The 25,786-nt window shown below is 71.6% G+C and carries 26 protein-coding genes; 14 read left to right on the top strand and 12 right to left on the bottom strand.

From position 1 onward, the window contains the following. Window positions 1–179 precede the first annotated feature (179 nt). A complete protein-coding gene (locus HW837_RS21820) occupies window positions 180–2,609 on the top strand; it encodes an MMPL family transporter (protein ID WP_193380591.1) in 2,430 nt (809 codons plus the stop codon). 1 nt (window position 2,610) lies between these two features. On the opposite strand, the gene HW837_RS21825 is transcribed toward HW837_RS21820, so the two are convergent. The 6 genes from HW837_RS21825 to HW837_RS21850 form a co-directional block, all read right to left on the bottom strand. Further along, on the bottom strand, window positions 2,611–3,198 hold the full coding sequence (locus tag HW837_RS21825) for a Uma2 family endonuclease (RefSeq protein WP_045559568.1): 588 nt from the start codon (window positions 3,196–3,198) through the stop codon (window positions 2,611–2,613). A 90-nt stretch (window positions 3,199–3,288) separates the two neighbouring features. Beyond that, window positions 3,289–4,098, bottom strand: coding sequence for a TetR family transcriptional regulator (locus HW837_RS21830; protein ID WP_193380577.1), 810 nt, complete (start codon window positions 4,096–4,098; stop codon window positions 3,289–3,291). 9 nt (window positions 4,099–4,107) lie between these two features. Further along, window positions 4,108–4,626 (bottom strand): thiol-disulfide oxidoreductase DCC family protein, encoded by a 519-nt coding sequence (locus tag HW837_RS21835; protein WP_193380578.1) that lies wholly within the window; start codon window positions 4,624–4,626, stop codon window positions 4,108–4,110. Then, window positions 4,623–5,030 (bottom strand): hypothetical protein, encoded by a 408-nt coding sequence (locus HW837_RS21840; RefSeq protein WP_086784329.1) that lies wholly within the window; start codon window positions 5,028–5,030, stop codon window positions 4,623–4,625. Before HW837_RS21840 ends, HW837_RS21835 begins: the two co-directional genes overlap by 4 nt. A gap of 101 nt (window positions 5,031–5,131) precedes the next feature. Next, entirely contained in the window at window positions 5,132–5,542 is a 411-nt protein-coding gene (locus HW837_RS21845; protein ID WP_045559572.1) for a VOC family protein, read from the bottom strand. A gap of 321 nt (window positions 5,543–5,863) precedes the next feature. Further along, window positions 5,864–6,670, bottom strand: coding sequence for a hypothetical protein (locus tag HW837_RS21850; RefSeq protein ID WP_193380579.1), 807 nt, complete (start codon window positions 6,668–6,670; stop codon window positions 5,864–5,866). A 301-nt stretch (window positions 6,671–6,971) separates the two neighbouring features. Here HW837_RS21850 and HW837_RS21855 point away from each other — a divergent pair, with 301 nt between their 5' ends. The 6 genes from HW837_RS21855 (at window position 6,972) to HW837_RS21880 (ending at window position 12,412) form a co-directional block, all read left to right on the top strand. Further along, window positions 6,972–7,688 (top strand): DsbA family protein, encoded by a 717-nt coding sequence (locus HW837_RS21855; protein ID WP_177261944.1) that lies wholly within the window; start codon window positions 6,972–6,974, stop codon window positions 7,686–7,688. 66 nt (window positions 7,689–7,754) lie between these two features. After that, entirely contained in the window at window positions 7,755–8,084 is a 330-nt protein-coding gene (locus HW837_RS21860; protein WP_093790396.1) for a hypothetical protein, read from the top strand. Further along, window positions 8,084–10,777, top strand: coding sequence for a DUF4132 domain-containing protein (locus tag HW837_RS21865; protein ID WP_237270275.1), 2,694 nt, complete (start codon window positions 8,084–8,086; stop codon window positions 10,775–10,777). Before HW837_RS21860 ends, HW837_RS21865 begins: the two co-directional genes overlap by 1 nt. Before the next feature lie 175 nt (window positions 10,778–10,952). Next, window positions 10,953–11,432, top strand: a complete 480-nt coding sequence (locus tag HW837_RS21870) for a TM2 domain-containing protein (RefSeq protein ID WP_045562917.1) — start codon at window positions 10,953–10,955, stop codon at window positions 11,430–11,432. Continuing rightward, on the top strand, window positions 11,425–11,823 hold the full coding sequence (locus HW837_RS21875; protein ID WP_045562916.1) for a DUF2752 domain-containing protein: 399 nt from the start codon (window positions 11,425–11,427) through the stop codon (window positions 11,821–11,823). Before HW837_RS21870 ends, HW837_RS21875 begins: the two co-directional genes overlap by 8 nt. A gap of 325 nt (window positions 11,824–12,148) precedes the next feature. Continuing rightward, on the top strand, window positions 12,149–12,412 hold the full coding sequence (locus HW837_RS21880) for a TM2 domain-containing protein (RefSeq protein ID WP_013001272.1): 264 nt from the start codon (window positions 12,149–12,151) through the stop codon (window positions 12,410–12,412). A gap of 192 nt (window positions 12,413–12,604) precedes the next feature. On the opposite strand, the gene HW837_RS21885 is transcribed toward HW837_RS21880, so the two are convergent. The 5 genes from HW837_RS21885 to HW837_RS21905 all read right to left on the bottom strand — a co-directional run bounded on the left by HW837_RS21885 (window position 12,605) and on the right by HW837_RS21905 (window position 16,892). After that, window positions 12,605–13,384 (bottom strand): succinate dehydrogenase iron-sulfur subunit, encoded by a 780-nt coding sequence (locus HW837_RS21885; protein WP_045562915.1) that lies wholly within the window; start codon window positions 13,382–13,384, stop codon window positions 12,605–12,607. Further along, a complete protein-coding gene (gene sdhA, locus HW837_RS21890) occupies window positions 13,384–15,138 on the bottom strand; it encodes a succinate dehydrogenase flavoprotein subunit (protein ID WP_045562914.1) in 1,755 nt (584 codons plus the stop codon). Before sdhA ends, HW837_RS21885 begins: the two co-directional genes overlap by 1 nt. Window positions 15,139–15,161: 23 nt before the next feature. Further along, window positions 15,162–15,653: a succinate dehydrogenase hydrophobic membrane anchor subunit gene (locus tag HW837_RS21895; protein WP_045562913.1), complete on the bottom strand. Its 492-nt coding sequence runs from the start codon at window positions 15,651–15,653 to the stop codon at window positions 15,162–15,164. A gap of 5 nt (window positions 15,654–15,658) precedes the next feature. Further along, the gene (sdhC, locus tag HW837_RS21900; RefSeq protein WP_078853945.1) at window positions 15,659–16,039 is read right to left on the bottom strand and encodes a succinate dehydrogenase, cytochrome b556 subunit; all 381 of its coding nucleotides are present in this window, start codon (window positions 16,037–16,039) and stop codon (window positions 15,659–15,661) included. Window positions 16,040–16,262: 223 nt separating this feature from the next. After that, window positions 16,263–16,892, bottom strand: a complete 630-nt coding sequence (locus HW837_RS21905) for a 2-oxo-4-hydroxy-4-carboxy-5-ureidoimidazoline decarboxylase (protein WP_078853944.1) — start codon at window positions 16,890–16,892, stop codon at window positions 16,263–16,265. 266 nt (window positions 16,893–17,158) lie between these two features. Here HW837_RS21905 and HW837_RS21910 point away from each other — a divergent pair, with 266 nt between their 5' ends. From HW837_RS21910 to HW837_RS21930, 5 genes are all read left to right on the top strand, one after another. Continuing rightward, on the top strand, window positions 17,159–18,754 hold the full coding sequence (locus HW837_RS21910; protein WP_193380592.1) for a beta-N-acetylhexosaminidase: 1,596 nt from the start codon (window positions 17,159–17,161) through the stop codon (window positions 18,752–18,754). 184 nt (window positions 18,755–18,938) lie between these two features. Then, entirely contained in the window at window positions 18,939–19,775 is an 837-nt protein-coding gene (locus tag HW837_RS21915; protein WP_193380580.1) for a DUF4328 domain-containing protein, read from the top strand. Window positions 19,776–19,854: 79 nt separating this feature from the next. Next, complete coding sequence (locus HW837_RS21920) at window positions 19,855–20,400, top strand: hypothetical protein (protein WP_045562909.1); 546 nt, start codon at window positions 19,855–19,857, stop codon at window positions 20,398–20,400. Window positions 20,401–20,485: 85 nt separating this feature from the next. After that, on the top strand, window positions 20,486–21,067 hold the full coding sequence (locus HW837_RS21925; protein WP_045562908.1) for a hypothetical protein: 582 nt from the start codon (window positions 20,486–20,488) through the stop codon (window positions 21,065–21,067). A gap of 119 nt (window positions 21,068–21,186) precedes the next feature. Beyond that, on the top strand, window positions 21,187–21,615 hold the full coding sequence (locus tag HW837_RS21930; RefSeq protein ID WP_063819955.1) for a hypothetical protein: 429 nt from the start codon (window positions 21,187–21,189) through the stop codon (window positions 21,613–21,615). Between the two features lie 121 nt (window positions 21,616–21,736). Here HW837_RS21930 and HW837_RS21935 read toward each other — a convergent pair whose 3' ends face one another. Further along, entirely contained in the window at window positions 21,737–23,827 is a 2,091-nt protein-coding gene (locus tag HW837_RS21935; protein ID WP_196789445.1) for an FG-GAP-like repeat-containing protein, read from the bottom strand. A 332-nt stretch (window positions 23,828–24,159) separates the two neighbouring features. Here HW837_RS21935 and HW837_RS21940 point away from each other — a divergent pair, with 332 nt between their 5' ends. Next, on the top strand, window positions 24,160–24,750 hold the full coding sequence (locus HW837_RS21940; RefSeq protein ID WP_045562907.1) for an RNA polymerase sigma factor: 591 nt from the start codon (window positions 24,160–24,162) through the stop codon (window positions 24,748–24,750). After that, complete coding sequence (locus tag HW837_RS21945; RefSeq protein WP_193380581.1) at window positions 24,747–25,730, top strand: hypothetical protein; 984 nt, start codon at window positions 24,747–24,749, stop codon at window positions 25,728–25,730. Before HW837_RS21940 ends, HW837_RS21945 begins: the two co-directional genes overlap by 4 nt. Window positions 25,731–25,786 lie beyond the last annotated feature (56 nt).

Below are 25,786 nucleotides of genomic sequence, written 5' to 3' on the forward strand. Positions count from 1 at the left end.
ATGTCCTCAGTATCCGCACCGGAGTTCGCGGAGGCAGCCGCTCCGCCTTGGAGTTCCTTGAGAGTCCAGGCCCGGCCATGTCGCACCGCCCTCGCCGCCGTCGAGGGTGGGGCCAGGACCCGGGGGACCGATCGATGACCAATCGACCGTCGGACAAGGAGAGTTGAATCGTGGCGACCTTGGCACGGTGGTGCTTTCGGCACCGGCTGGTGGTCCTGTTGCTGTGGGTGGGGACCGTGTTCGGCGTCGGCTTCGCCGGCGGAAGCGCGGGCACGGACTACGCGAATGTCTTCTCCCTCCCGGACACGGACTCCAAGCACGCGTACGACCTGATGGACAAGGCCTTCCCCGACCGCGCGGGCGACACCGACACGGTGGTGTGGAAGGTGGACCGGGGGACGGTGGACGACGACTCCGTACGCTCCCGGATCGCGCCCGCGCTGGCGGAGATCGGCCGGATGCCGGGCGTCGGGGACGTCACCAGCCCGTACGACGCGGGGGACCGGGCCGGCGGCGGCGCGGGCGTCAGCCGGGACGGAACCATCGCCTACGCGCAGGTGACCTTCACCGAGCAGGCGAACTCCGTCCCCAAGGACCTGCTCGACGACGTCATCGGGACCGCCAAGGGCGTCGAACGGGACGGTCTCCAGGTGGAGTTGGGCGGCCAGGCCATCGCACGGGACCAGGAGGCCTCCCAGGGCACGTCCGAGGCGGTCGGCATCCTGGCGGCGGCGGTCGTCCTCTTCCTCGCCTTCGGCTCGCTCTTCGCGATGCTGCTGCCGATCGTCGTCGCCGTCGCCGCGGTCGGCACCGGCCTGATGGCCACGGCCCTGCTCAGCCACACCACGAACATCCCGGATGTGGCCCCGCTGCTCGGCTCGCTCATCGGCCTCGGCGTCGGCATCGACTACGCCCTGTTCATCGTCACCCGGCACCGGCGCGGCATCCTGCGCGGCATGAAGCCGGAGGAGGCCGCGGTCGCCGCGCTCGACACCTCCGGCCGCGCGGTGCTGTTCGCGGGCGGCACGGTCTGCATCGCGCTCGCCGGGATGCTGGTGATGAACCTCCGCTTCCTCGACGGCGTCGTCATCGCGACCTCGCTGACGGTGGTGCTGAGCGTGCTGGCCGCCGTCACGCTGCTGCCTGCGCTGCTCGGTGTCCTCGGCCCGCGTGTCCTCAGCCGGCGTGAGCGCCGGCGCCTCGCGGCCACCGGCCCCGTGTCCGAGCCGGCGAGCGGCCTCGCGGCCCGCTGGTCGGCGTACGTGCAGCGGCGTCCGCGCTCCACCGCAGTGCTCGCCCTCGTCGTCATGCTGGTCCTCGCGATCCCCGTCCTGTCGATCCGCCTCGGCACCTCCGACCAGGGCAACCACCGTGACACCACGACCACCCGCCAGGCCTACGACCTGCTGGCGGAGGGCTTCGGCCCCGGCTTCAACGGCCCCCTCCAGGTGGTCGTCGACGGCACCGACGCCGAGGGACTGGTCTCACGCATCGAGGCCACCGAGGGGGTGGCCCAGGTGGCCGCCGTCCCGCCCACGAACGGTGTGACGGTGATCCAGGTCGTCCCGACGACGTCCCCGCAGGCAGAGGAGACGGACCGGCTCATCGACCGGCTGCGCGAGGACGTCATCCCGGCGTCCGGGGCCGAGGCCCACGTGGGCGGGGTGACGGCGGTGTCGAAGGACTTCGCGTCGGTGACGGCCGAGCGCCTTCCCTACTTCATAGCGACGATCATCGCGCTGGGCTTCCTGCTGCTCCTGGTGGCTTTCCGCTCCCTCCTGGTCCCCCTGACGGCCGCGCTGATGAACCTCGTCGCGGCCGCCGCGTCCTTCGGTGTGCTGGTGGCGGTCTTCCAGTGGGGCTGGGGGACGGAACTGCTCGGCATCGGCAAGGAGGGCCCGATCGCCGCGTTCCTCCCGGTCATCATGCTCTCGCTCCTCTTCGGGCTCTCCATGGACTACCAGGTCTTCCTGGTCAGCCGGATGCACGAGGAATGGGTCCACACCAAGGACAACGCCCGCGCCGTCCGCGTCGGCCTCGCCGAGACCAGCCGGGTCATCAACTGCGCGGCCCTGATCATGATGTGCGTCTTCAGCGCGTTCGTGCTGAGCGGCGAGCTGGAGGCCGCGATGGCCGGCATCGGCCTGGCCGCCGCGGTCGCCCTGGACGCCTTCATCCTCCGTACGGCGCTGGTGCCGGCCGCGATGCATCTGCTGGGGAAGGCGAACTGGTGGTTGCCGGCGGGGCTGGAGCGGCGGCTGCCGCATCTGGCGGTGGAGCCGAGGGAGGAGGAGCCGACGCCGGTGCCGCATCCCGCCGGTCCCGCCTCCGTGGTCCACGGGTTCGTCCGCACGCCGGACGGTGAGCCGCTGGCGGACGTGGAGGTGACGCTGCTGTCGCGCGGCGGGCGGGAGCTGGACCGGGTGATGTCCCTCGCGGACGGTTCGTACATCGTCGCCGTACCGGGCCCGGGGCCGTATCTGCTGGCGACGACCACCGCACCGCCGCACGTCTCGCGAGCGCGTCAGGTGGTCGTGGGGGAGGGGCCGCTGGTGTGCGACGTGGAGCTGGCGGGGGTGGCTGAGGGGGAGGTGGACGTGGTCAATTAGCTCACGACAGACCGGCTTTGAGCAGGCGCTCGACGTCGAGTACGACCTTGCCGCCCACGGACTCGGGGAGCGTGACGAGCTCCCCGGGGATGTGGATGCCATGCTTCGCGTAGCTTCCGCGTGCCGGCTCGGTGAGCACATGGAGACGCTGGTGCTTGCGGTCGATGATCACGTAGACGGGGACGCGGGCCTTGGCGTAGTACGTGACCTTGGTCTGCAGGTCTGTCTTCCAGTTGCTGGAGGTGACCTCCATGACCAGCCGGAAGCACATCGGGTCGTAGCAGCTGTTCTCCACCAGGTGATCACGGTAGTCGTCGTCGACCACCGACAGATCGGGGATGGCGTAGTCCTCCGGGCCGCTGGGCAGCCAGAGGCCGATGCCGGGGAGCGCGCGCACGAGGCCCAGACTCATGAAGGGGGCTGCGAACAGCATCAGCGCCTCGGAGTGAGGGCCGTCCGGTGCTGGACTCACGAGGATCTGGTCTCCGATGATCTCGACGCGGAGGCCCGGAACGCTCTCCATGATGTGGTTCGCTTCGGCGATCAGCGCCCGCCCCTCGTGCGACCGCTCGACAGCTGCTGCGGACATCAGGTGCCTCCCATGGGCTGGTGTCGAGACCATCATGGTAAGCAGGCGCGCGGAGGGATGTCCCGTTCGATCCCGTTCACCCGAAAGCGATCACTCCGCCGCCCGCGCCTCGCCGCCCGCCCCCGGCGCCCCCTTCGTCATCCCCGGCAGGAAGTCCGTGAACAGCTCGTGCACCTCGCGGACCAGCGGCCGTAGTGCCCGGAAGCGGGCCAGCGAGACGCCCCGGGTGGTCAGCCGTGCCCCCCGCTCGGCCAGCCGGTAGCTGCGGGCGCGCCCCTCGCTCCGGTCGAAGACCCAGTACAGGACGAGACCCATCAGGGAGAGCCACATCAACTCGGGGAGGATGTCCCGGAGTTCGTCCGGGACCTTGGCCTTGGACCCGGCGAGCACCTCGCGGTGGATGGCGATGGACTCCTCGCGCGGCCCCTGCGACTCGGGGGAGAAGGGGCTCAGCGGGCTCTGCGGATCGGCCGCGTTCTTGAAGAACTGCGCCGCGAACTCGTGGTACGGCTCCGCCACGTCCAGCCACGCCTTGAGCACCCCGGCGATCCGCGCCTCCAGATCCTTCTCCCGCTCCAGCACGGGCCGCACGGCCACCAGGTGCTCCGCGCCGATCCGGTCGTAGAACCCCTGGATCAGGTGCTCCTTGCCGGCGAAGTAGTAGTACGCGTTGCCGACGGAGACCCCGGCCTCCTTCGCGATGGCCCGCATCGTCGTCTTGTCGTACCCGCGCTCCTGGAAGAGCCGCAGCGCGGTCTCGAGAATCAGCGCGCGGGTCTGCTCGGACTTGGCGGTGCCCCGGGGGCCGGGTTGCTCCGTGCCGCCCCCGGGGCCGCCGGCCTCCGCGTCGAGCTGGTCGGCAGAGGGCTCTGGGATGGGGCTTTCGTTCGCTGCGGGCACGGGCAGAGCCTAACGAGTCGGGCAGGTACCGGAGTCGCAGTCCCCCGGAGGCCGGTACACCCACCCGTACCGCCGGTCGTACGCCCAGCCTGTCAGCTCGGCGCCTCCGCTCCCGCAGCCAGAGCCGGGCTGCCGGTGGGCGCCCCGCCACTTCGCGGCGGTGAGTACGGCGGTGCGCGCGAGCCTGGCCCCCGCCGGGGTGCTCAGCCGGTGCGCGAGCGGGCGGTGCTCGCGCAGCGCCCACAGGCACACGATCCAGGCGGCGGCCCCCCGGTACACCTGCCCGCCGTCCCCCACCAGCGTGATCTCCTCCAGCGTCGCCCCGTGATCGAGCGACGGGAACAGCCGCCGCGCCTCCTGCGAACCCGCTGCCACGAAGGTCAGCGGAACCAGCTGCCACTGCTTTCCCAGCCACTCCCGCAGGAAGGCGCACAGCCCGCACCCGGCGTCGTACAGCACGGTGAGCCCGAGGACCGGGACGCGCTCGGCGCCCCGGTCCACGGCGGCCGGCCCGGCCCCGGCGCTCATACGCGCCCGGTCGGCGCGGCCCAGCCCTGCGGCGCGACCGGCGGCAGCTGCTCCCGTTCCATGACGCCCCGCCGCCGGAACTTGTTCAGCACGAACACGTTCCCCAGGTGCAGCGCCCCGAGCACGAGCAGCACCACGCCGAGCTTCGCCGACACCGCCTCGAACACCTCGCGTGGGCTGGTGATGGCGCTGTCGGCGTTCAGATACAGCGCCACGAAGCCCAGGTTCACGAGGTAGAACCCGACCACGAGCAGGTGGTTCACGGCGTCCGCGAGGCTCTCGTTCCCCCGCAGCACGTCCGAGAGGAAGATCCGCCCGTTCCTGCTCAACGTGCGTGCCACCCACACCGTCAGCCCCACGCTGACCAGCGAATAGACGACATACGCGACGACCGTGAGATCCATGTCCCCACCCCTCAGTGACATTCTTGAACGCGTTCAAAGCGTCCTGGGGGAGACTGTAGCGCTGTTTTTGAACACGTTCAACCGATCGGCCGGAGACCCGATCATCTGGTGCGGGCCAGCTCCGGCCGCTTGCCGTAGTCCGTGAGCCCGATGACGTTCCCCCAGGGGTCCGCGAACTCGACGGTCCACCCGGTGGCGACGGAGAACGGGGCGTCGAGCGGCGGCACTCCCGCCGCCGCGAGGGCCCGCGCGGCGGCCCGCGCGTCGGGCACCTCCAGCCACACCCGCGCGGCCGCCCACACGGGCGGCCGCTGACGCAGCTCCTCCTCCACCCGCAGCAGCAGCCCCGGCGTCTCCTTGCCGACCTTCAGCCCGGCGATCCCGGCCTCGTCCAGCCGGAACGCCACGCGGAATCCGGCCCGCTCGTAGAAGGAGACGGCTTCGCCGAGGTCGCCGACGGGGAACAGGACGTTGTCGAAGCCGAGCAGGTCGTACGACTCATTGTCTGACATGTCGTCAGATTAGATCGCCGGGGACCGTATCGGTGGGAGCGACAGCACTGGTGCGACATGGCCGGCCGTGCCCTGACGACACGAGGGGCTCAGCAGGGTCACCCCTTGCTGAGCCCCTCGACGGGCGGCTGAGTCCTTCGATCGGTGGCGCGGTCAGCCGATGGCGATGTGGGTCTTCCAGTAGCTCGCGGGAGCGACGATCTCCGTACCCGATCCGGCCAGGACCGTCTTGCCGCCGGCGTAGAAAAGTACGGCTGGATCACCTCGAAACTGTGAGGCCAGCTGGGTCCGGAGTAGCCCAGCTGGCCAACAGTTCGTGCGTCAGGCCCCGCAGACGCCCACCCGCCGGCTGCTCACCGCGATGTCGTCCAGCCTCATCTCGAACGCCGTCGGTGTCGGGTTCGCTTGGTACAGCTGCCAGCCCAGCTTCAGTTTGTCGAAGGTGGGGAAGACGAAGTCGTCCGTCGTGCCGCCGTGTTGGGTGGTGGAGACAGTCAGGTCGGGCTGGGCCACGCCGTCGAGGTAGACCGTGACGCGGTTGTCCGTGGCGTCCAGGTGGAACTCCGCGCACTGCCACTTCCCCGCTACGGCCGGCGAGGTGGTCTTCCACGCCGTCCAGTCGCCCGTCGGGCCGAGGTCCGAGCCGACGCCCCAGAAGTTGCCCTTGTCGGTGGGGGCGTACTGGCCGCCGAGGGGGCGGACCAGGGTGGGGGAGTCGGGGCCCGAGGCTTCGGCCAGGGTCCAGTGGGCCCAGTCCGGGGCCGTGGGGAACTCGGTCACGCGTAGCCGCATCCGGGCCCAGAAGCTGTTGCCGCGCGGCGCGAGGTCGGACAGGACCATGAAGGCGCGGCCGTTGCCCTCGGTGCGGAGGCGGAGTTCACGGCCGTGGCCGGTGGAGCTGGGCGCGACGGTCAGGGTGCCGTTGGAGGTGTCGGTGGTCCAACCCCGGCCCCGTGTCACCGGGCCGAGGGGCAGGCGGTCGAAGTTCTCCCGGACGAGCGTGCCGCCGCCGTACGAGTGGCCTGACGTGTCGTGAGGGGCGGGTGTCGCCGAGGCTGTGGGGGGTGTCGCGATCAGGATCGCGGCCGCGGCCGTGAAGGCGGCCGCGGCTTTCCTCAGGAGGTTCATGGGGTCAGTGTGTAATCAACTACCCCATCCGTCACGGGAAGTTGGGTGGGATCTGGCCAAACGGCGACGCGTGGCGCCCGCGAGGATGTGCCCGGAAGACCCCGCTCGTGGCCCTGCTGAACCAATGGGTGTAGTGCCTGGTCAGCGGCCTGTGTCGTACAGTACGCGCACATGTCAGGCCCCGGGGGGTTCGGGGCGAGGGCGACGGGTGGTGAGGGAGGGGAGCCGCGCAGGCTGTGATCCGGCCCTTCGGTGAGTGGTGGAGGGGTGGGCGTCGATGGTGGGTGCGCGGAGAAGACGGATGACGGCCGTGGTGGTCGTCGCACTGGGGCTGCTGCTCGGCGGTTGCGGTGAGCGGCCCGCCTGGGCGGAGCGCAGGCCCCCCTACGGCGACCTTCGGGAGCTGCCGGAAAAGCTGGACGCCGACGGCACGACGATCCGCGTCGGTGACCCGCACGCGCCGGTCACCCTCCGCCTCTACGAGGACATGCGCTGCCCCGTCTGCGAGGAGTACGAGCGGACCGGCGCTCCGGCCGCGCTGGAGCGGACGCTGGCGCGCAAGGTGGTGACCGAGTACACCCTCGCCTCCTTCCTGGACGACAAGCTGGGCGGCAGTGGCTCGAAGAAGGCGGCCAACGCGCTGCGGGCCGCGCTGGAGGAGGGCAAGTTCGCCGAGTACCACGCCGTGCTCTACGAGAACCAGCCCGAGGAGATCGTCGACGGCTTCACCGACACGTATCTGCTCGAACTCGCCGCCGAGGTGGAGGGGCTGCGCGGTCCGGCGTTCGACTCCGCCGTCAGGACCATGAAGTACCGCGACTTCGTGGCGAGGTCCCAGAAGGCCTTCGACCGGGCTGCCTCCGGCACGCCCACCGCCGACATCAACGGGAACCGGGTCCGTGAGGCGTACTCCGGGGTCCTCTACGAGGAGGTGGCGTTGGGCCGGCTGCTCGACGCCGTGGAGAAGGACCCGGAGGGGTGGGAGGAGTACACGCCCATGTCGGAGGACCTGGGCTGACTTGTCGGTCCGGGGACGCGGGCCGACGGGCGGCACTTGTCAGTGCCGCCCCTTACTGTCCCCCTCATGGCAACGGTGACGTTCGTCGAAGAGACGGCGAGTGGGGTGCGGGGCGAGGGCCGGTTGGTCGAACTCGCCGGGGAGCGGGTGACGGTGGAGGAGCTGATCCGGCGGCGGGTCTTCCTGACGCCCTCCGAGAGTCCGGCTCGACGCCCGGCGCAAGCCCCCGCCGAATCCCCGGAGGCCCAGGCCGAGGCCGCGCTTCGGGCCTTCGCCGGGAACGGCCTCCTCGTCCTCGTCGGCGACCGGCAGGTCACCGAACTCGACGAGGAGGTCGAGCTGTCCGCCGGTACCGAGGTCACCTTCCTCCGGCTCGTCCCGCTGGTCGGCGGCTGATGCCCGCGCACACGCCCCGCTCCCTCGTGCAGCGGGCACGGAACCGGATCGCGGCCGGGGACATGGAGCGGCTCGCCGACGAGGTGATGAAGGCCGTCTTCGCCACCAGGGGGTACTGGGGCGGTGGGTGGACGCACCTCCTCGACGAGGTGCGGGGACTGTCGCAAAACCACCAGGCCTCGTTCGTGGACGCCTTCGTCCGGCGTTTCCACGGCCTGGAGCAGGGCTCCGACGCGCGGGCGGGAGCCCTCGGGCTGCTCGGCATGATCGGCGCCGATCCTTCGGGGGAACTGCTCGCCGACGAGCGGCGGGCCGAGCTGGACCGGCTCGGCCGGCGGGTCAACTTCTGGCAGTCCGGCACCTTCTACGTCCTCGCCGAGGCCGAGCTGGCCTCCGGCCGCTCCCTGCCCGCCCCCGTCGTCGCCGTCTTCCGCCGCTCCGCCATGGACTCGTACTGCGATCCGGAGCTGGTCGCCCTCACGAAGACGTTCACCGAACCGCTGCTCAACGTCGGCGAGGCGTGGGCGGACAGCGCCATGGCCGTGGCCGACGCCGAACGCGAGACGGCAGCTGCCCAGGCGAACACCGAGCACGCCATAACCGTGTCGAACGCCGAGCAGGCCATAACCGAGCACGCCATATCCGTGTCGAACGCCGAGCAGGCCATAACCGAGCGCGCCCTAACCGTGTCGAGCGCCGAGCACGCCGACCGCGGTCACTTGCACGCCCTCCTCGCCCACGCCCTCACCGCCACCACCTCCAAACCCAGCCCCAAGTGGGACGACGCGGCCCGTGCGCTCGTCGACGCCCTCGGTGCCGAACGCGTCCGCACCACCGTCCTGTCCTGGCTCGCCCTCGTCGGCCGCCCGCGCACCCTCCCGCTGGAGCGGCAGCAGCACGAGCCGGACGTCAACCAGACGTTCGACGCCTTCAACGCGACCGCCCTGCGCGGCCTCGTCTGGCTGGTCTCGCTCCTCCCGCCGCACCCGGAGACCGCCCGCGCCCTCGGCACCCTCGTCGAGACCTCGCTCAGGAAGGTCGCCGGCGTCGGCCCTCGCAGCCCCAAGGTCGCCAACGCCTCCGTCGTCGCCCTGACCCGGATCGACGGCGACGCCGCCCTCGCGGAGCTCGCCCGGCTCGCCACCCGCGTCACCTACAAGCCCACCGCGAAGCTCGTGGACACCGCCCTCACCGAGCGGGCCACCGCGCTCGGGCTCGGCCGGGAGGAGATCGAGGAGCTGGCCGTGCCGACGTACGGTCTCACCGAGGTCGGGCGCGTCGAGCACCGGCTCGGTGATGTCACTGCGGAGATCCTCGTCCATGGCACCCGCGCCGTCCTCACCTGGCGCAACCCGGCGGGCAAGGCCGTCAGGAGCGTGCCGGCCGCCGTCCGGCGGGACCACGCCGAGGAGTTGAAGGAGCTCAAGGCCACCGTCAAGGACATCGACAGGATGCTCACCGCGCAGAGCGAGCGCCTGGACCGGCAGTTCCTCGCGCGGCGGACCTGGACCTACGACACCTGGCGGCAGCGGTACCTCGACCACCCCCTCGTCGGCACCCTCGCCCGCCGCCTCCTCTGGGTCGTCGACGGCACGACCGTCGGATGGGCCGACGGCGCGCCGCGCACCCTCACCGGCGAACCGGTGAACCATGTCGACCCGGTCGACCCGGTCGACCCGGCCGGTGGGGCGGGCGGGGCCGCCCAGGTCGAACTCTGGCACCCCCTGGGCCGCGACCCCGCCGAGGTCGTCGCCTGGCGGGACCGGCTGGAGCGGTACGCGGTCACCCAGCCCTTCAAGCAGGCCCACCGCGAGGTGTATCCGCTCACCGACGCCGAACGCGCCACCGCCACCTACTCCAACCGCTTCGCGGGGCACATCCTGCGGCAGCACCAGTTCCACTCCCTCGCCGCGAGCAGGGGCTGGCGCAACAGGCTCCGGCTGTCCGTCGACGACGTGGCGCCGCCCGCGACACGCGAACTGCCGCAGTGGGGACTGCGGGCGGAGTACTGGATCGAGGGGGAGGGGCACGAGTACGGGGAGGACACCACCGACTCGGGCGCCTATCTGCGGCTGCGGACCGACCAGGTCCGCTTCTATCCGCTCGACGCCCCGCAGAACCAGGCCCCCTGCTGGGGCGGCGCGTACGCGATGTGGCTGCCCGACGGCCGCGATCCGGTCGACCCGGTCCCGCTCACCGGGATACCGCCGCTCGTCCTGTCCGAAGTGCTGCGCGACGTCGACCTGTTCGTGGGCGTCTCCAGCGTGGGCAACGACCCGACCTGGCAGGACGGGGGACCCGAGGGCCGCTTCGTCGAGTACTGGACGTCGTACGGCTTCGGCGAGTTGGACCAGAGCGCCGAGACCCGCCGGGCGCTGCTGGAGCGGCTGGTGCCGAGGCTCGCGATCGCCGACCGGTGCACGCTGGAAGGGCGGTTCCTCCAGGTCGAGGGCGCACTGCACACGTACCGGATCCATCTGGGGTCCGGCAACATCCTGATGTCCCCGAACGACCGCTATCTGTGCATCGTCCCCAAGTCGACCGTCACAGACGGGAACGGAAGGAACGGAACCGCGCAGACCGGCTATCTCCCCTTCGAGGGCGACCGTATGCTCGCAGTCATCCTCAGCAAGGCGATGCTGCTCGCCAAGGACACGGAGATCACGGACCCGACCATCGTCAGCCAGCTGTGAGACGTCTGTGCGGCCGACGGTGACGAGGGGATGTGACTCCGCCCACATGCGGGAGTCGGGGTGGGACCGGCCGAAGTAACAACTTCTCTCCGGGCCCTTCCCTCCTGCAATATGACGGACAGCCCATAGTGAGTTTTTCAGCCGCTCAAGCAAACAACACGCAGGAGTCAGTACCGTGACCGAGCAGCCTCAGCAGCCCGCTCAGCCCCCGCAGCCGCCGCAGCCCGGATACGGGTACCCGAACGCCGCCCCCGGCCAGCCGGCCGCGGGCCCGTACGGGGCTCCGCAGGGCGGCTACCAGCAGCCGGGCGCGGGCCAGCCCGGCTACGGCTACCCCCAGCAGGGCGGCTACCCCCAGGGTGGCTACCAGGTGCCCCCGACCCCGGGTGGCGCGTACACGGGCGACCCCAACGCCCCGTACGGCTACGACCCGTACGGCCGCCCGTACTCCGACAAGTCGAAGATCGTCGCGGGCATCCTCTCGCTGTTCCTGGGCGCCTTCGGTGTCGGCCGCTTCTACATCGGCCACGTCGGCCTCGGCGTCGCGCAGCTCCTCACCTGCGGCGGCCTCGGCATCTGGTCGCTGGTCGACGGCATCATCCTGCTGACCAGCAGCAACACCACGGACTCCAACGGGCGTGTCCTGCGTGGCTGAGCGCGGCCTCAGCACCCTCCGGCATCCGGCGGCGGCCCCCCTCGCGGTGGCCGCCGCCGGGCTGGCGGGCGCCGCGTACCTGTACGGCACCAACCCGCACGAGCCCGGCCATCTGCTGCCCCAGTGCCCGTTCCGCTATGTCACCGGGCTGCTCTGCCCCGCCTGCGGCGGCACCCGCATGGTGTACGACCTGATGCACGGGCAGTTCGCCGCCGCCTGGCACGACAACCGAGTGCTGCTGCTCGCCGCGCCCTTCGCCCTCGTGCTGCTCGGCCGCTGGTCCGTCGAGGGGCTGCGCGGCCGCCGCTGGCGCCCCGAACTCAAGCCCCGCACCCAGGCCCTGATCCTGGGCATCGCGGTGACTTGGACGATCGTCCGCAATCTGCACTGAGCTGGCCCGCGCCGAGCCCGCGCCGAGCCCGTGCGGCACCCGTAAATCCCTTACGCCCGCTTTATGTTGCTCAGTTGTCGCAAGATGGCTGGAATCGGATCACGGAATCGGAACGATCGCCCGGATCCACTCCCCTCCGCCCCTCGCGTCTCATTACGCTGCAACGGCTACAGGGGGGATGACGGGGGATTACGTCGTGCTCGATCGCTGGCCGGTGTTCGCCGTGCCCGATCGCCGAAGGTTGTCCACAACGCCTTCTCTCCTGTGATCGCTCCCGGAGCAATCCGCTCCGGTATCTCAGTCAGTACATCCAGGAGTTACTTCCATGACCGTCCCCACCCCTGACGCTCCCTTCGGCCACGACCCGCAGGGTCGCCCGTACTCCGACAAGTCGAAGATCGTCGCCGGTGTTCTGCAGCTCTTCCTCGGCACGCTCGGCATCGGTCGTTTCTACGTCGGTTCCGTCGGCGTGGGCGTCGCCCAGCTCCTCACCTGCGGTGGTCTGGGCTTCTGGTCCCTGATCGACGGCATCCTGTTCCTCACGAGCAACGACCGCACCGACGCGCAGGGCCGCGTCCTGCGCGGCTGATCGCGCTCGGGATCACCGCCGAGGTGATCGACCGAAGGGCCTCGTCCGCCGTGGAGCCTTCCCCAAGGCTCCGCGCGGGGACGGGGCCCTCGTGCGTGGGCGTGCGCTCGGCCCGCGCGCCGGGAACGCGGAAGGCCCGCAGGTGAACCTGCGGGCCTTCCGTCACAGCCTCCGGCGGCGGAGGCGGTGGGATCAGAAGCGGCGCGTGATGAGCGCCCGCTTCACCTCCTGGATCGCCTTGGTGACCTCGATACCGCGCGGGCAGGCGTCCGTGCAGTTGAACGTCGTACGGCAACGCCACACGCCGTCACGGTCGTTGAGGATCTCCAGCCGCTGCTCACCGGCCTCGTCGCGCGAGTCGAAGATGAAGCGGTGGGCGTTGACGATCGCGGCCGGACCGAAGTACTGGCCGTCGTTCCAGAACACCGGGCACGAGGACGTGCACGCGGCGCAGAGGATGCACTTCGTGGTGTCGTCGAAGCGCTCGCGGTCCTCGGCGGTCTGGAAGCGCTCGCGCGTCGGCTCGTTGGTGTCCTTCGTGATCAGGAAGGGCATCACGTCCCGGTACGCCTGGAAGAACGGCTCCATGTCCACGACCAGGTCCTTGAGGACCGTGAGGCCCTTGATGGGCTCGACCGTGATCGGCTTCTCGGGGTTGATGTCCTTGATCAGCGTCTTGCAGGCCAGACGGTTCTTGCCGTTGATCCGCATGGCGTCCGAACCGCAGATGCCGTGGGCGCAGGAACGGCGGAACGTCAGCGTGCCGTCCACATCCCACTTGATCTTGTGCAGACCGTCGAGGACGCGCTCCTTGGGGTCGATCTCCAGCTGGAAGTCCTGCCAGCTGGCCTCGGCCGAGACCTCGGAGTTGAAGCGACGGACACGGAAGGTGACCGTGATGTACGGGGAGTCGGCGAAACCGGGCTCGGGGCTGCCTGCCGCGTCCGCCTTGTCCAGGGTCGGGGTTGCCATCAGTACTTACGCTCCATCGGCTGGTAGCGGGTCTGGACGACCGGCTTGTAGTCGAGGCGGACGGTCTCGGAGCCGTCGTCGCCGACCTCGCGGTACGCCATGGTGTGACGCATGAAGTTGACGTCGTCCCGGTTGGGGTAGTCCTCGCGGTAGTGACCGCCGCGGGACTCCTTGCGGGCGAGCGCGGAGACGGCCATGACCTCGGCCAGATCGAGCAGGTTGCCCAGCTCGACGGCCTCCAGCAGGTCGGTGTTGAACCGCTTGCCCTTGTCCTGGATCGCCACGTTCTTGTAGCGCTCGCGCAGCTCGGCGATCTTCTCGACGGCCGTCTTGATCGTCTGCTCGGTGCGGAACACCATGACGTTGGCGTCCATGGTCTCCTGCAGCTCGCGCCGCAGCTCCGCCACGCGCTCGTTGCCCGTGGACGAGCGCAGCCGCTCGATCTGCGCGACGACCAGGGACTCCGGGTTCTCCGGCAGCTCGACGAAGTCCGCCTTCTGGGAGTACTCGGCGGCCGCGATGCCCGCCCGGCGCCCGAACACGTTGATGTCGAGCAGCGAGTTGGTGCCCAGACGGTTGGCGCCGTGCACGGAGACACAGGCGACCTCACCGGCGGCGTACAGGCCGGGGACGACGGTGGTGTTGTCGCTGAGGACCTCACCCTCGACGTTCGTCGGGATGCCGCCCATGGCGTAGTGCGCGGTCGGCTGGATCGGGATCGGGTCCGTGTAGGGCTCGATGCCGAGGTACGTCCGCGCGAACTCGGTGATGTCCGGGAGCTTGGCGTCGAGCTGCTCCGGCGGGAGGTGCGTGAGGTCGAGGTAGACGTGGTCGCCCTCGGGGCCGCAGCCGCGGCCCTCACGGATCTCCGTGTAGATGGAGCGGGACACGACGTCACGGGACGCGAGGTCCTTCATGACCGGCGCGTACTTCTCCATGAAGCGCTCGCCGTCCTTGTTGCGGAGGATGCCGCCTTCACCGCGGGCGCCCTCCGTCAGCAGGATGCCCATGCGCCAGATGCCGGTCGGGTGGAACTGGAAGAACTCCATGTCCTCCAGCGGCAGCCCGCGGCGGTACACGGCCGCCTGGCCGTCACCGGTCAGGGTGTGCGCGTTGGACGTCACCTTGAAGAACTTGCCGCAGCCGCCGGACGCGTAGATCACGGCCTTCGCCTGGAAGATGTGGATCTCGCCGGTCGCCAGCTCGTACGCCACGACACCGGCCGACTTCTTGACGCCGTCGACCTCGGTGATCAGCTGGTCGAGCACGTAGAACTCGTTGAAGAACTCCACGCCGTGCTTGACGCAGTTCTGGTAGAGCGTCTGGAGGATCATGTGGCCGGTGCGGTCGGCCGCGTAGCAGGAGCGGCGGACCGGGGCCTCGCCGTGGTTCCGGCTGTGACCGCCGAAGCGGCGCTGGTCGATCGTGCCGTTCGGGGTCCGGTTGAACGGCAGGCCCATCTTCTCCAGGTCGAGGACGGAGTCGATGGCCTCCTTCGCCAGGATCTCGGCGGCGTCCTGGTCGACCAGGTAGTCACCGCCCTTGACCGTGTCGAAGGTGTGCCACTCCCAGTTGTCCTCCTCCACGTTGGCGAGCGCGGCGGCCATGCCGCCCTGCGCGGCGCCCGTGTGGGAGCGGGTGGGGTACAGCTTGGTCAGCACGGCGGTGCGGCTGCGCTGCGTCGACTCGATGGCCGCGCGCATACCGGCGCCGCCGGCGCCGACGATGACGGTGTCGTACTTGTGGATCTTCATGATCGGTTGCCTCAGCCCCGTGCCTAGCGGATGTTCGGGTCGAAGGTGAAGATCACCAGCGTGCCCAGCAGGATGGTGAACACCGTGGCGGTGTAGAGCAGGCCCTTGAGCCACAGCCGGGTGTTCGCGCGCTCCGCGTAGTCGTTGATGACGGTACGCAGGCCGTTCGCGCCGTGCAGCATGGCGAGCCACAGCATCAGCAGGTCCCAGACCTGCCAGAACGGGGAGGCCCAGCGGCCCGCGACGAACGCGAAGCCGATCTTGGAGACGCCGCCGTCGAGGACGAGCTGGATCAGCAGGTGGCCGAGGACCAGGACGACCAGGACGATGCCGGACAGACGCATGAAGAGCCACGCGACCATCTCGAAGTTGCCGCGGGTCGACTTCGGGGTCTTCTTGGTGCGCTTGCGGGGCGGCTCGATGACGGGGGCCGGGTTGTCCGGGCTGTAGCCCGACAGTTCCCCGGTGCCCTCGACGGGGCCGATGCCGGAGGCGGTGGTTTCAGTGGCGGACATCTGCCTCAGCTCCCGAAGACTTCACGGACGGCGTGGCCGAGGACGGGGTACAGGGCCCCGATCATCAGCACGAGCCAGATGCCGACGACGGACCACAGCATCGTCTTCTGGTGACGGGGGCCGTTGGACCAGAAGTCGACGGCGATGACCCGAAGACCGTTGAGCGCGTGGAAGAGGACGGCGGCGACGAGGCCGTACTCCAGCAGCGCGACGATCGGCGTCTTGTACGTGGCCACGACCTTGTCGTAGGCGTCGGGGGAGACACGGACGAGAGCGGTGTCCAGCACGTGTACGAACAGGAAGAAGAAGATGAGGACGCCGGTGACTCGATGAGCCACCCAGGACCACATTCCTTCCCGGCCGCGGTACAGCGTTCCAGCCGGCACGGAAGAACCCTCCGGGAGCGGGGATTGGGGCCGGCCGGCTTGCTTGTCGGTCTGACCCGGCCGGGTACGGTCCACCGGCCCCGGCCATGGTAGCGATGCCGTTGCACTTGGATTGAGCCGGGAGGGTTGGTGTGATCAAACTGGCATACAAAGGTGCACGTAAGGGTGAGTAGCGGGCGGCATCCGGGCCGGTCGCGCGGCTGCTCGTGCCCCTGGAAGGCTGCTAGAAGGCCGCGTGGCTCCCCGCGCTCCTGAGGAGGTGGCCGGTCAGGCGTTCTCTCGCCAGGCGGCGCAGCTCCTCCGCGACCACCACGCGCTCCTCCTCCGGGTCGTTCGAGAGGCGGGAGCGGATGCCCTCCAGGGTGCGGTCGAGGAGTTCGGCGGGGTGGGCGGAGCCCCGGGCGATGACGAAGACGTGGCCGAAGCGGGCCTCGTACGCGGCGTGCGCGGCGTCGAGGGCGGTGTGGGCGACGCCGTAGGTGTCCTCGGGAAGGACGGGGAGGGTCTCGCCCGCCAGCGCCTCGGCCAGGTCCGCCGCCGTGAGGTCGTACGCGGCCTCGTCGGAGGCGGCGAGGAGGGCGTCGAGGTCGGGGTAGGGGCGGTGGTCGGTGAGGCGGTGCGCCCAGCGCAGGCTGCGGAGGCAGCCGAGGAGGTCCTGCCGGGCGGCCTCGGCGGGAGCGTGGTTGAACCGCTCCAGGGCCGACGGGCCGGGAGTGGGGGCCTGCTCCGGAATGGCGACCTGGCCGGTGAGGTGCGGAAGGCGGTGCGGAGGCAGCGTGGGTCCTCGGCGGTGCGTAGGGGTCGGCTGGGCAGGCTGTGCGAAAGGTGCCACCACGTTATCGAGGCGGTTCATGGGCTGTCCGTTCGATGCCCGAATTTCACCCGGACGGGAGAGTTTCGGAACCTGTGGTGGACGGTTCGGGTGGTCGGACGTCGTAGGTTCGAGGAGGGGGCTCGGCGGAGAGTCGGGAGTGGGACCGGGGACAGCGCGTGGCGAGAGGTGTGTGAGATGTCGTGGACGGTGAGCGGGACCAGGACCGGCGCGGGGACCGGGGGCGTGTCGTGAACCGGGGCCGGCGCAGGGCACCCCGCAGGAAGACGGCGATCACGTCGAAAGGGTTGCTCCTGGGCACGGGGGTCGTGCTGGCGGGCGGCGCGGTCGCGGTGGCCGTGACCGTGTGGCCGGGCGACGGGACGTCGACGTCCGGTGGATCGGGTCCGTCGCCGGAGCGGACGTCCGTGGGCGCCCCCCGGACCACCCCCTCCGCGTCCCCGTCGCCGTCGCGCACCTATCCCCTGTCGACGAAGCCGCGGACCGTCCCCGCCGTCCGGCAGCACGAGGCCGCCCGCGGCCCCGGCTGGAAGCCCGCCGACGGGGGCCGGGTCGTCGTACGGAACGCCGCCCTGGCCGACGAGGGACGGCTGACCGCCGGGGAACTGGGACTGGCGTACGCGGGCGAGGCGAGGCCCCGGGACGGTGACGTGGAACTGGCGCTCACCGGGGCGGACGCGCCGCGGTCGGAGGCGTACACGCTGACCGTGAAGGACGGCCGGTTGCGGATCGCCGCGCCCGCCGAGGCGGGCGTCTTCTACGGCACGCGCACCCTGAAGCAGGAGGTGCGCGGCGGCGGTACGGCGCCGGAGGGCGTCGTCCGGGACGAGCCGGCCAAGCCGCAGCGCGGGTTCATGCTCGACATCGCGCGCAAGCACTTCACGGCGGGCTGGATCGAGGACCGGATCCGTGAGCTGGGCGACCTGAAGTACAACCAGCTGGGCCTGCACTTCTCCGACGACCAGGGGTTCCGGATCGAGTCCACGAGCCACCCCGAGGTGGTGTCCCGGCAGCACCTCACCAAGGCGCAGGTGAGGAAGATCCTGGACCTCGCGGAGAGCCGCCACATCGAGGTCGTGCCCGAGATCGACTCGCCGGGGCACCTGGGGGCCGTGATCGCGGGCAACCCCGGGCTCCAGCTGAAGAACGCGCAGGGCGAGGCCGCGAGCGGCGCCGTCGACATCTCCGACCCGCGGTCCGCCGTGGTCGTGGACGAACTGCTCGACGAGTACGCCGACCTGTTCGACGGTGCGAACTGGCACCTCGGCGCCGACGAGTACCGGGCGCTGATGGCCTCGAACCCGGAGGCCTCGTATCCGCAGCTGGCCGCCGCCGCGCGTCAGAAGTACGGCGCCGGCGCGACCGTCGCCGATCTCGCCACCGGCTGGCTGAACGAGCGCGCCGCGGTGATGCGCGGCCACGACCGGACCGTACGGGCCTGGAACGACGGGTTCTTCCGGGGCGGCTCGGTCCAGGCGGACAAGGCGATCCAGGTCGCGTACTGGACGGGCAAGGAGATCGGGGCCCGGCAGCCGGTCGAGTATCTGAGCGCCGGGCGACAGGTGATCAACTACAACGACGAGTACCTGTACTACGTCCTCGGTGAGCCCAACCAGTTCGTCTACCCGACCGGGCAGCGCATCTACGAGTCCTGGACCCCGCGGGTGCTGCGCGGCACCACCGCCGTGCCCGCCCAGTACGACGCCCAGATCCTCGGCGGCTCCTTCGCCGTCTGGTGCGATCTCGCGAACCGGCAGACCGAGGCGCAGGTCGCGGCGGGCGTCCGGATGCCGCTGCGGGCGCTCTCGCAGAAGCTGTGGGACCCGGGGAAGCCGACCCTGACCTGGGCGCAGTTCCGGGAGCTGGCGGGGAAGGTGAGCTGAGGCCCCCTGGCCGAGGTCCGCGGTTCTGTCGCTGCGGGCGGGTCGGCCGCGGGCGGATCGGCCGCGAGGGAATCGGCTGGACGGACGGCGCGGGGGAACCGTATGTTCCGCGTGTTCGATTGCCGAGCGTGAGGGTCTGGGGAGGACCGCGTTCGGCCTGTTCCGATCACACGGGGGCTTCTCGATGAACTGTGCGCGCTGCGCGTCTTATGCCGCGCCACCCGGCGGTGAGCTGTGCCGGAAGTGCGAGGCGGCGGATCTGCACCCGGCGCCCGCGCCGGCCGCCGCCGCGCATCCGGCGGCTCCGGGGCTCTCCGCCCACACGGCCCTGCCCATCCAGTCCCCGCACGGCCCCGCGTGGCTGCGGTCGCCGGTGGGGCTGGGGCAGGCGGTGGCGATCCTGCTCGGGGTGGTCGCCGTGACCGACCTGGTCGCGGTGTGGGCCGATCTCGTGATGCTCGACGTCCTCGGCAGGATGGTCGACGGCGAGTACGGGTGGCCCGTCGAGGAGGACGTCGACCGGGCCGACCGGCTCACCGGCCTGACCGGCAGCGCTCAGGCGCTCGCCTACCTCGCCACCGCCGTCGTCTTCCTGATCTGGTTCCACCGGGTGCGGGTCAACGCCGAGGTGTTCGAACCGTTCGGGCATCAGAAGAAGCGGGGCTGGGCGATCGCGGGCTGGATCGTGCCGGTGGTCAACCTCTGGTTCCCGCGCCGGATCGCCCTCGACAGCTGGGACGCCAGCAGCCCGACGGCGAAGCCGCGCTCGCACGCGCTCGTCAACGCCTGGTGGACGATGTGGCTCATCAGCGGTGTCGCCGACCAGGTGAGCGGCCTTGCCCTGCGCCGGGCGGAGACGGCCGAGGAGATCCAGACGGCCACCGAGCGCGTACTGTTCGCGGACGCCTTCGAGATCCCCACCGCGGTGTTCGCCGTCTTCTTCGTCCTCGCCCTCACCCGGATGCAGGACGACAAGGCGCGGAGCGGGCCGGGTGAGCCGGAGCCCGTGGCCGCCCTCTGAGGGATCCCCTGCTGGGGCAACCGTGCGGATTGCCCGATTCCGGGGGCGAACCGCCGTACCGCTGTGGTCTATTCCCGGTATGGGGTACTGGGGGTACTACGTCGTGGGCCGGAGCGAGCGGCCGCTCAAGGAGCTGGACGCGCTGGCCGGGGCCGAGGCCATGACGTTGTGCGTGACGGCGGACGACGGCTGGCAGATCTGGGCGTACCCGACGGGCGCGCCGGGCGCCGAGGCGGCCGGGGGCTCCGGCGGTACCGCCGATGTCGGCAACATGAACACGCTCGCCCGGGAGACGGGGGCGCCCGCGCTGTTCGGCTATGTCATGGACAGCGACTGCGTGGTCGTCGAGGCCGCCGGGCCGGAGAGCGGGGCCTGGACCACGTGTCTCGCGCGCCGTGCCATGGCCGCGTATCTGGGGGACGGGGACGGGCTCACCGTCGAGGACTACTTCCTCGAACCGCGCGACGCCGCCGAACGCGCCGTCGCCTGGGCCGCGGAGGCGGGGCGGGCCGCCGTCGAGCGGTCGCTGGCCGAGGTGTTGACCTCAGAGCCTGGACCGGCGGACCCCTTGGCTGAAAACATTCTCTTCCGGTTGCTCGACCGGCTCGGGGTCGTCCCTCTGTGACACTCCCGCGTCGTCGCACGCAGTAAGGGGAAGTGCGGGCTCCGTATAACCGGGGCGCGATCGAGCGGGATGGAGGGGAGGCGCGATGAGCCTGGTGGAGCTGATGGCCCAGGCCGACGAACGTGGTCTGGCGGCCGGGGGTCTGGCTTGTTTGGACCGCTGCGTACCGCTCCTCGGGGGCGACGACGAGGTCCTGCGTCCGCTATGGGCGGGACTCGTGGACGAGGGGGAGGGGTGGGGCGAGCGCCTCGCGAAGATACGCGGCGAACTGTCACCACCGGCCTCGCCCGAAGCCGGCTCCGACGTGAGCGACGGTGAGGAGATCGTCGTGCTCGCCCGCGGGATGCTCGACGCGGCTCCCGAGGAGCGGTCCGGCGAGGGACTGCGGCAGTGGGCGGAGGTGTGCTCCGTCTCCGCCCTGCGGATCCATCAGCTGCTCGACCCGCTGGACGCCGGGAGCGCCGACTCCGTGGCGGCGTGCCGCGAGGGCCGCACCGAGGGTGCCTCCCATCTCGTCGCCGCCGAACTGCGCCGTCAGATCGTGGTGTTGGAACTTCTCGCCCAGCACGGCGCGGCGGGCCTGCGGCAGGCGCTCGGGGTGGCCACGGAGGGGCGGCGGGTGCTGCGGGCGGTCGTGTCGCGGCGCGCACGGGGGGCGCGGCGGTAAACCTCGTTTCCTGGCGGGTCCTGTGGGTGTCCTGGGGCCGGGTGTGGCGGTCCTGCGCCGGTGTCGAGGACAGGCCGAAATCGCGAAACGTCTCGTGCCGGGCGGGCGCTTTCCCGAGTGTGAGCGCACAGCAGACATTCAGTTCGGTCGGTACCGCCGGGGCACCGGGGAGCCGTGGGAACCGGCCCGGTAGCGCGGCGAAGCCCCTGCGATGGGCGGCCGACGCGGTGGCGATGATGCGGGAAGGGGCGCGGGTGCGCCTCGACTACTCGACGCAGAGCCTGTGGCGGGTGGACCGGATGATCGAGGAGATCCGCCGGGAGGGAGCGCCGTACGCCGCCGTGGAGGGGGCGTTGAGGGGTTTCGGGGCGTACGGCGGAGAGGTCGTCGTGCGCTGGGCCGGCGGCGAATGGGTCGAGGCGGAGGGCGGCTACTGGGTGCGTACCCGGGACGGCCGCTACTGGGACCCCTTCGACGAGGCCCGCCGCTGCTTCACGGGCGACGGGTCGCTGCGGCTGCTGTGCCACGACGCGATGCCCTCCGGGTGAGGCCGGTTGTTCGTCTGCGGGTGCGTGGGGGCTGATCGCGCAGTTCCCCGCGCCCCTGAAAAGCAGGGGGCTGCGCCCCCTGCTTTTCATCGAAGGGTCCTCACCGGACCCGTACGTGGGATCACGGCGTCAGCAGTTGCCCCAGGCGGCTTCCCGCAGGCGCCCCCAGTTGCGTCACCCCGTAGTACACGGACCGCGAAGCCACCGGCACACCCCCCACCGACGGCACGAACAGGACCGTCCCGTTGCCGGTGTCCTCGCCCTCCACACCGACCAGCACATCGCCGTACCCGTCCCCGGTGACATCCGCCCCCGACACCGCCGACCCGAACCGGTCCCCCGCCTCGGTGGAACCCGCCACGTCCGGCGCGTCCTGCGAGAGCGCCAGCGACCCCGCCCCGCTCACCCCGGCCGCGGCCCCCTTCAACAGCCACACCGACCCCGCGTCGGCCCGGTTCTTCGCGTCCCGCGTGATGTCCTCGCCCGGCGCGCCGGTGAGCACGTCGGCGTACCCGTCGGCGTCGACATCGCCGACGGACACCGAGGCGCCGAAGCCGTCCGAGGTCTCGGAGGCACCCTCCACCCCGGCCGTGGCCTGGTGCACCGTCCGCGTCCCCGTCGCCCCGAGGCCGGTGGACGTGCCGGGGACCACGGTCACCTGACCGCCCGCGTTGCCGCCGGACTCGGCGGCGTACGGCTGCCCGACGACCAGGTCGTCGTACCCGTCGCCGTCGATGTCGCCCGCCCCGACGGCCCGCCCGCCCTTCACGGCCAGCGTCCCGGCCTTCGTCAGCCCCAGCGACCGGGAGCCCTTGAACCAGACGACCCGGCCGATGCCGGACGCGTCACGGTAGTTGAGGGCCACGTCGGCGTAGCCGTCCCGGTTGAAGTCGCCGGTCGCGGCGTCCGCGTACGCCAGGGACCCGGTCGCCGTGGTGAGGTCCCCGGCGACCTCGTGGCCGTCGCCGAAGCGGGCCGCCCAGTTGCCGCCCGTACCGGTCGCGGCGGTGAACACGTCCGCCCTGCCGTCCGCGTTGAAGTCCCCGGCCGCCACCGTCGCGCCGAACCGCGCGCCGGCCGGCTCGTAGTCGTCGCCGAGGGCCATCGTGTCGGCGTCGGCGGTGAACGACGGCCCGTAGAGGATCGTCACCGCGCCCCGGTCCGCGTGCCCGGTGGTGTCGTCCTCGCCGGGCGCGCCGACCACGAGATCCGCGTACCCGTCGCCGTCGACGTCGCCCCACGCGGTCGCCGCACCCCACTGGTCGCCGGACTCGGCGGCGCCCGGCACACCCGCGCTCGCCTGGTTCAGCCGGAGCCTCGCGGTCGCCACGGGGCCGTTCGCACCGCCCGGCACCAGGGTGACCCAGCCGCTGCCGACCCCGGGCGTCGGCGTCACCAGGTCGCTCACGCCGTCCCCCGTGTAGTCGGCGGTCGGGATCGCGGAGGAACGGCCCGCGGAGGCGGCGTAGCGGCGTATCTCGGGGAGTTCGGCGTAGAGACCGGCTCCCGGGGAGGTGAGGGACGCCGCGTCGCTGCCGCCGGATATCACGTCAAGCTCCGCCGACTCGCCGTGCGCGTACACACCGGTGTCCTCGGACGCCGTCAGCGTCACCTTGCCGGTGGGGTCGCCCGCGTACTGGCCCAGCTTCCAGGCCGCCAGCCGTGCCACGGACTCCACGGCCGCCCGGCTCGGCCCGCCGCCGTCGAAGTCGCCGAGGACCGCGACGCCCGTCGACTCCCCGTCGAACCCGGGGGTGTGCGCGCCACGCACCGGCAGGTCCGCGCCGCCCGCCCGGCCCTCGTAGATCCGGCCGCACTTGTCGACGACGAAGTTGTAGCCGAGGTCGCCCCGGCCGGCCGCCTGGATGTCGTCCGCCATGAGCGCGCGGATCAGGGCGGGCGACTCGGCGCAGCTGTAGTCGTCGGTGCCGCCCGTGTCGTGGACGAACACCGCGCCGATCCGGTCGATGTACTCGGCCGTCCCCGTCACGGCCGACTCGTCCGCGCCCCACGCCGCCCGGCTGACGATCGGGGGACGGGTGACGGTCGAGGGGCGGGCGGTGGGTCCGTCGGCGGCGGCCGTACCGGCACCCGGCCCGACCACCGTGTACGACACCAGGCCCGCGCCGCCGGCCACGACGGCCCCCAGCGCCCGCCAGACCCTCCGCTTCGGCCCCACCGGCTCCGACGCATGGCTCCTACGGCGACTCAAATGCCCCACCCCTGTAAGAACGGTACGAAGACACCACCCGGCACACGGGTGACCCTTCTATTCAGCGCACAGAGGTTCGCGCGGATCGACATCGGGGGGTGCGGGTGTGCCCTATGTCACGGAGGAGGCCGGTGTTTCCGCTTCCGGGTGATGTGCGGCCGTCCCGCGGACGGTCTCCGGGGGTGCGCCCGGCCGCAGTGACACTTCCGCGAGCCGTGACGCAGAGGAGCGTGGGGGCTTGGCGGCGGCCGGGACGGCCCCCGGGACGGCGATCCCGGCACTGATGTGGCCTGTCACGGACAGTTCGGGGCCAGGGAGGGGAACCTCGGCGCGTGCAGGCGTACGACGCGGAACTGGGCGCAGCCGTCGCGCGGGCCCAGGCCGGGGACGAGGCCGCGTTCGCGGTGGCCTACCGGCTCGTGCAGCCCGGGCTGCTGGGGTATCTGCGCGGCATCGTCGGGGACGACGCGGAGGACGTCGCCTCGGACGCCTGGCTGGAGATCGCGCGCGACCTCGGACGGTTCAAGGGCGACGGGGCGGGCTTCCGGGGCTGGAGCGCGACCATCGCCCGGCACCGGGCCCTGGACCATCTGCGGCGCCAGCGGGTCAGACCCCGGGCGACCGCGCTGGAGAACGACCTGCTGGAACTGCCGGGCGCGCACAGCACCCAGGACCAGGCGCTGGAGAGCCTCTCCACCGAGCAGGCCCTGGCGCTGGTCGCCCGGCTGCCCCGTGACCAGGCCGAGGCCGTGTTGCTGCGTGTGGTCGTCGGCCTGGACGGCCCCGCCGCCGCCCGCGTCCTCGGCAAACGCCCGGGTGCGGTGCGTACCGCCACCCACCGGGGCCTGAAGCGTCTCGCCACGCTCCTCCGGAGCGAGGGTGTGACGGATGACGGCCCCCGGACGCTGGGGGAGTCGGGATGACCGACAGCGACGCCGGGCCGTACGGCGAGAGGGAAGGGCGCGAGATGCCGTCGGGCAGGACGGAGCCGGACATGAGCGACCGGTCTGACAACGGAGAACGGCACGACACCGCCTCCCCTGCCCCCGTCCCCTCGCCCCCCGCGGCCACGGACACCCCGTCCGCCGCGTTCCGTGAGGGCGCCTCCGTCGATTCGCTCCTCGCCGCCGCCGTGCGCGGGGGCGCGTCGGACGACCGTGCGGGGGAGGCGCGTGCCGTGGCGGCCTTCCGGGCGGCGCGGGAGAGCGGGGGCCGTACGGCCCGTACCCGACGGCGCGACGACTGGCGGCCGAACGCCCGGCGCCGCGTCCAGCTCTCCGTCCGCACCACCCTGGCGGTCCTGCTGGCCAGCCTCACCCTCGGCGGAGCCGCCTTCGCGGCGATCGGCTCGGCCGGCCACGGCGACAAGGGCGCCGAACGGGAGTCCGGGGAGTACCAAAACCGCGAGCGGCCCGCCCGCCCCGGCGGCGACGCCCCGACCCCGCCCGGCCCCGCGGACGTCCCGCGCCCCGGCCCCGCGAGCCCGGACGCCTCCGCCCCGGCCGAGCGGGGCGGCGCGTCCCGGAGCCCGGACGACTCCCGCCGACAGGCCGGCCGACGCGACGACGGCACGCCCTCCGACGACAGCCGACGCCAGTCACCCCGGCCCGCCGAACCGAACCGGCCGAACGAACCGAACGGCCAGAGCGAGGACAACGGCCAGAGCGAGGAGAACGGCCAGAGCGAGGACAACGGCCAGAGCGAGGAGAACGGCCAGAGCGGGTCGGCCGGTTCGAAGGTGCCCGACGAGCCGGGCGGGTCGCAGGTCCCCGGCGGCGATCGACCGGAGCCGGCGGCCGGGGACGAGGCCAAGATCGAGGGCGGCGCTCCGCAGAACGCGCCGCAGAACGCGCCGCAGGACGCCCCGCAGTCCTCGCCGCAGAAAACCCCCGGAACGAAGTGAGGCCGGCGTGCTCGCAAGACCCCCGTACTCGCAAGGCACCCGGCCACTCCGCCGAT

The sequence above is a fragment of the Streptomyces caniscabiei genome (assembly GCF_014930365.1).
GTDB lineage: Bacteria > Actinomycetota > Actinomycetes > Streptomycetales > Streptomycetaceae > Streptomyces > Streptomyces caniscabiei.

Coding starts and splice junctions, on each gene's coding strand:
- HW837_RS21825 (WP_045559568.1), bottom strand. CDS start 3,198: ATGTCCGCAGCAGCTGTCGAGCGGTCGCACGAGGGGCGGGCGCTGATC.
- HW837_RS21835 (WP_193380578.1), bottom strand. CDS start 4,626: ATGAGCGCCGGGGCCGGGCCGGCCGCCGTGGACCGGGGCGCCGAGCGC.
- HW837_RS21840 (WP_086784329.1), bottom strand. CDS start 5,030: ATGGATCTCACGGTCGTCGCGTATGTCGTCTATTCGCTGGTCAGCGTG.
- HW837_RS21845 (WP_045559572.1), bottom strand. CDS start 5,542: ATGTCAGACAATGAGTCGTACGACCTGCTCGGCTTCGACAACGTCCTG.
- HW837_RS21850 (WP_193380579.1), bottom strand. CDS start 6,670: ATGAACCTCCTGAGGAAAGCCGCGGCCGCCTTCACGGCCGCGGCCGCG.
- HW837_RS21855 (WP_177261944.1), top strand. CDS start 6,972: ATGACGGCCGTGGTGGTCGTCGCACTGGGGCTGCTGCTCGGCGGTTGC.
- HW837_RS21860 (WP_093790396.1), top strand. CDS start 7,755: ATGGCAACGGTGACGTTCGTCGAAGAGACGGCGAGTGGGGTGCGGGGC.
- HW837_RS21865 (WP_237270275.1), top strand. CDS start 8,084: ATGCCCGCGCACACGCCCCGCTCCCTCGTGCAGCGGGCACGGAACCGG.
- HW837_RS21880 (WP_013001272.1), top strand. CDS start 12,149: ATGACCGTCCCCACCCCTGACGCTCCCTTCGGCCACGACCCGCAGGGT.
- HW837_RS21885 (WP_045562915.1), bottom strand. CDS start 13,384: ATGGCAACCCCGACCCTGGACAAGGCGGACGCGGCAGGCAGCCCCGAG.
- sdhA (WP_045562914.1), bottom strand. CDS start 15,138: ATGAAGATCCACAAGTACGACACCGTCATCGTCGGCGCCGGCGGCGCC.
- HW837_RS21895 (WP_045562913.1), bottom strand. CDS start 15,653: ATGTCCGCCACTGAAACCACCGCCTCCGGCATCGGCCCCGTCGAGGGC.
- HW837_RS21905 (WP_078853944.1), bottom strand. CDS start 16,892: ATGAACCGCCTCGATAACGTGGTGGCACCTTTCGCACAGCCTGCCCAG.
- HW837_RS21915 (WP_193380580.1), top strand. CDS start 18,939: ATGAACTGTGCGCGCTGCGCGTCTTATGCCGCGCCACCCGGCGGTGAG.
- HW837_RS21920 (WP_045562909.1), top strand. CDS start 19,855: ATGGGGTACTGGGGGTACTACGTCGTGGGCCGGAGCGAGCGGCCGCTC.
- HW837_RS21925 (WP_045562908.1), top strand. CDS start 20,486: ATGAGCCTGGTGGAGCTGATGGCCCAGGCCGACGAACGTGGTCTGGCG.
- HW837_RS21945 (WP_193380581.1), top strand. CDS start 24,747: ATGACCGACAGCGACGCCGGGCCGTACGGCGAGAGGGAAGGGCGCGAG.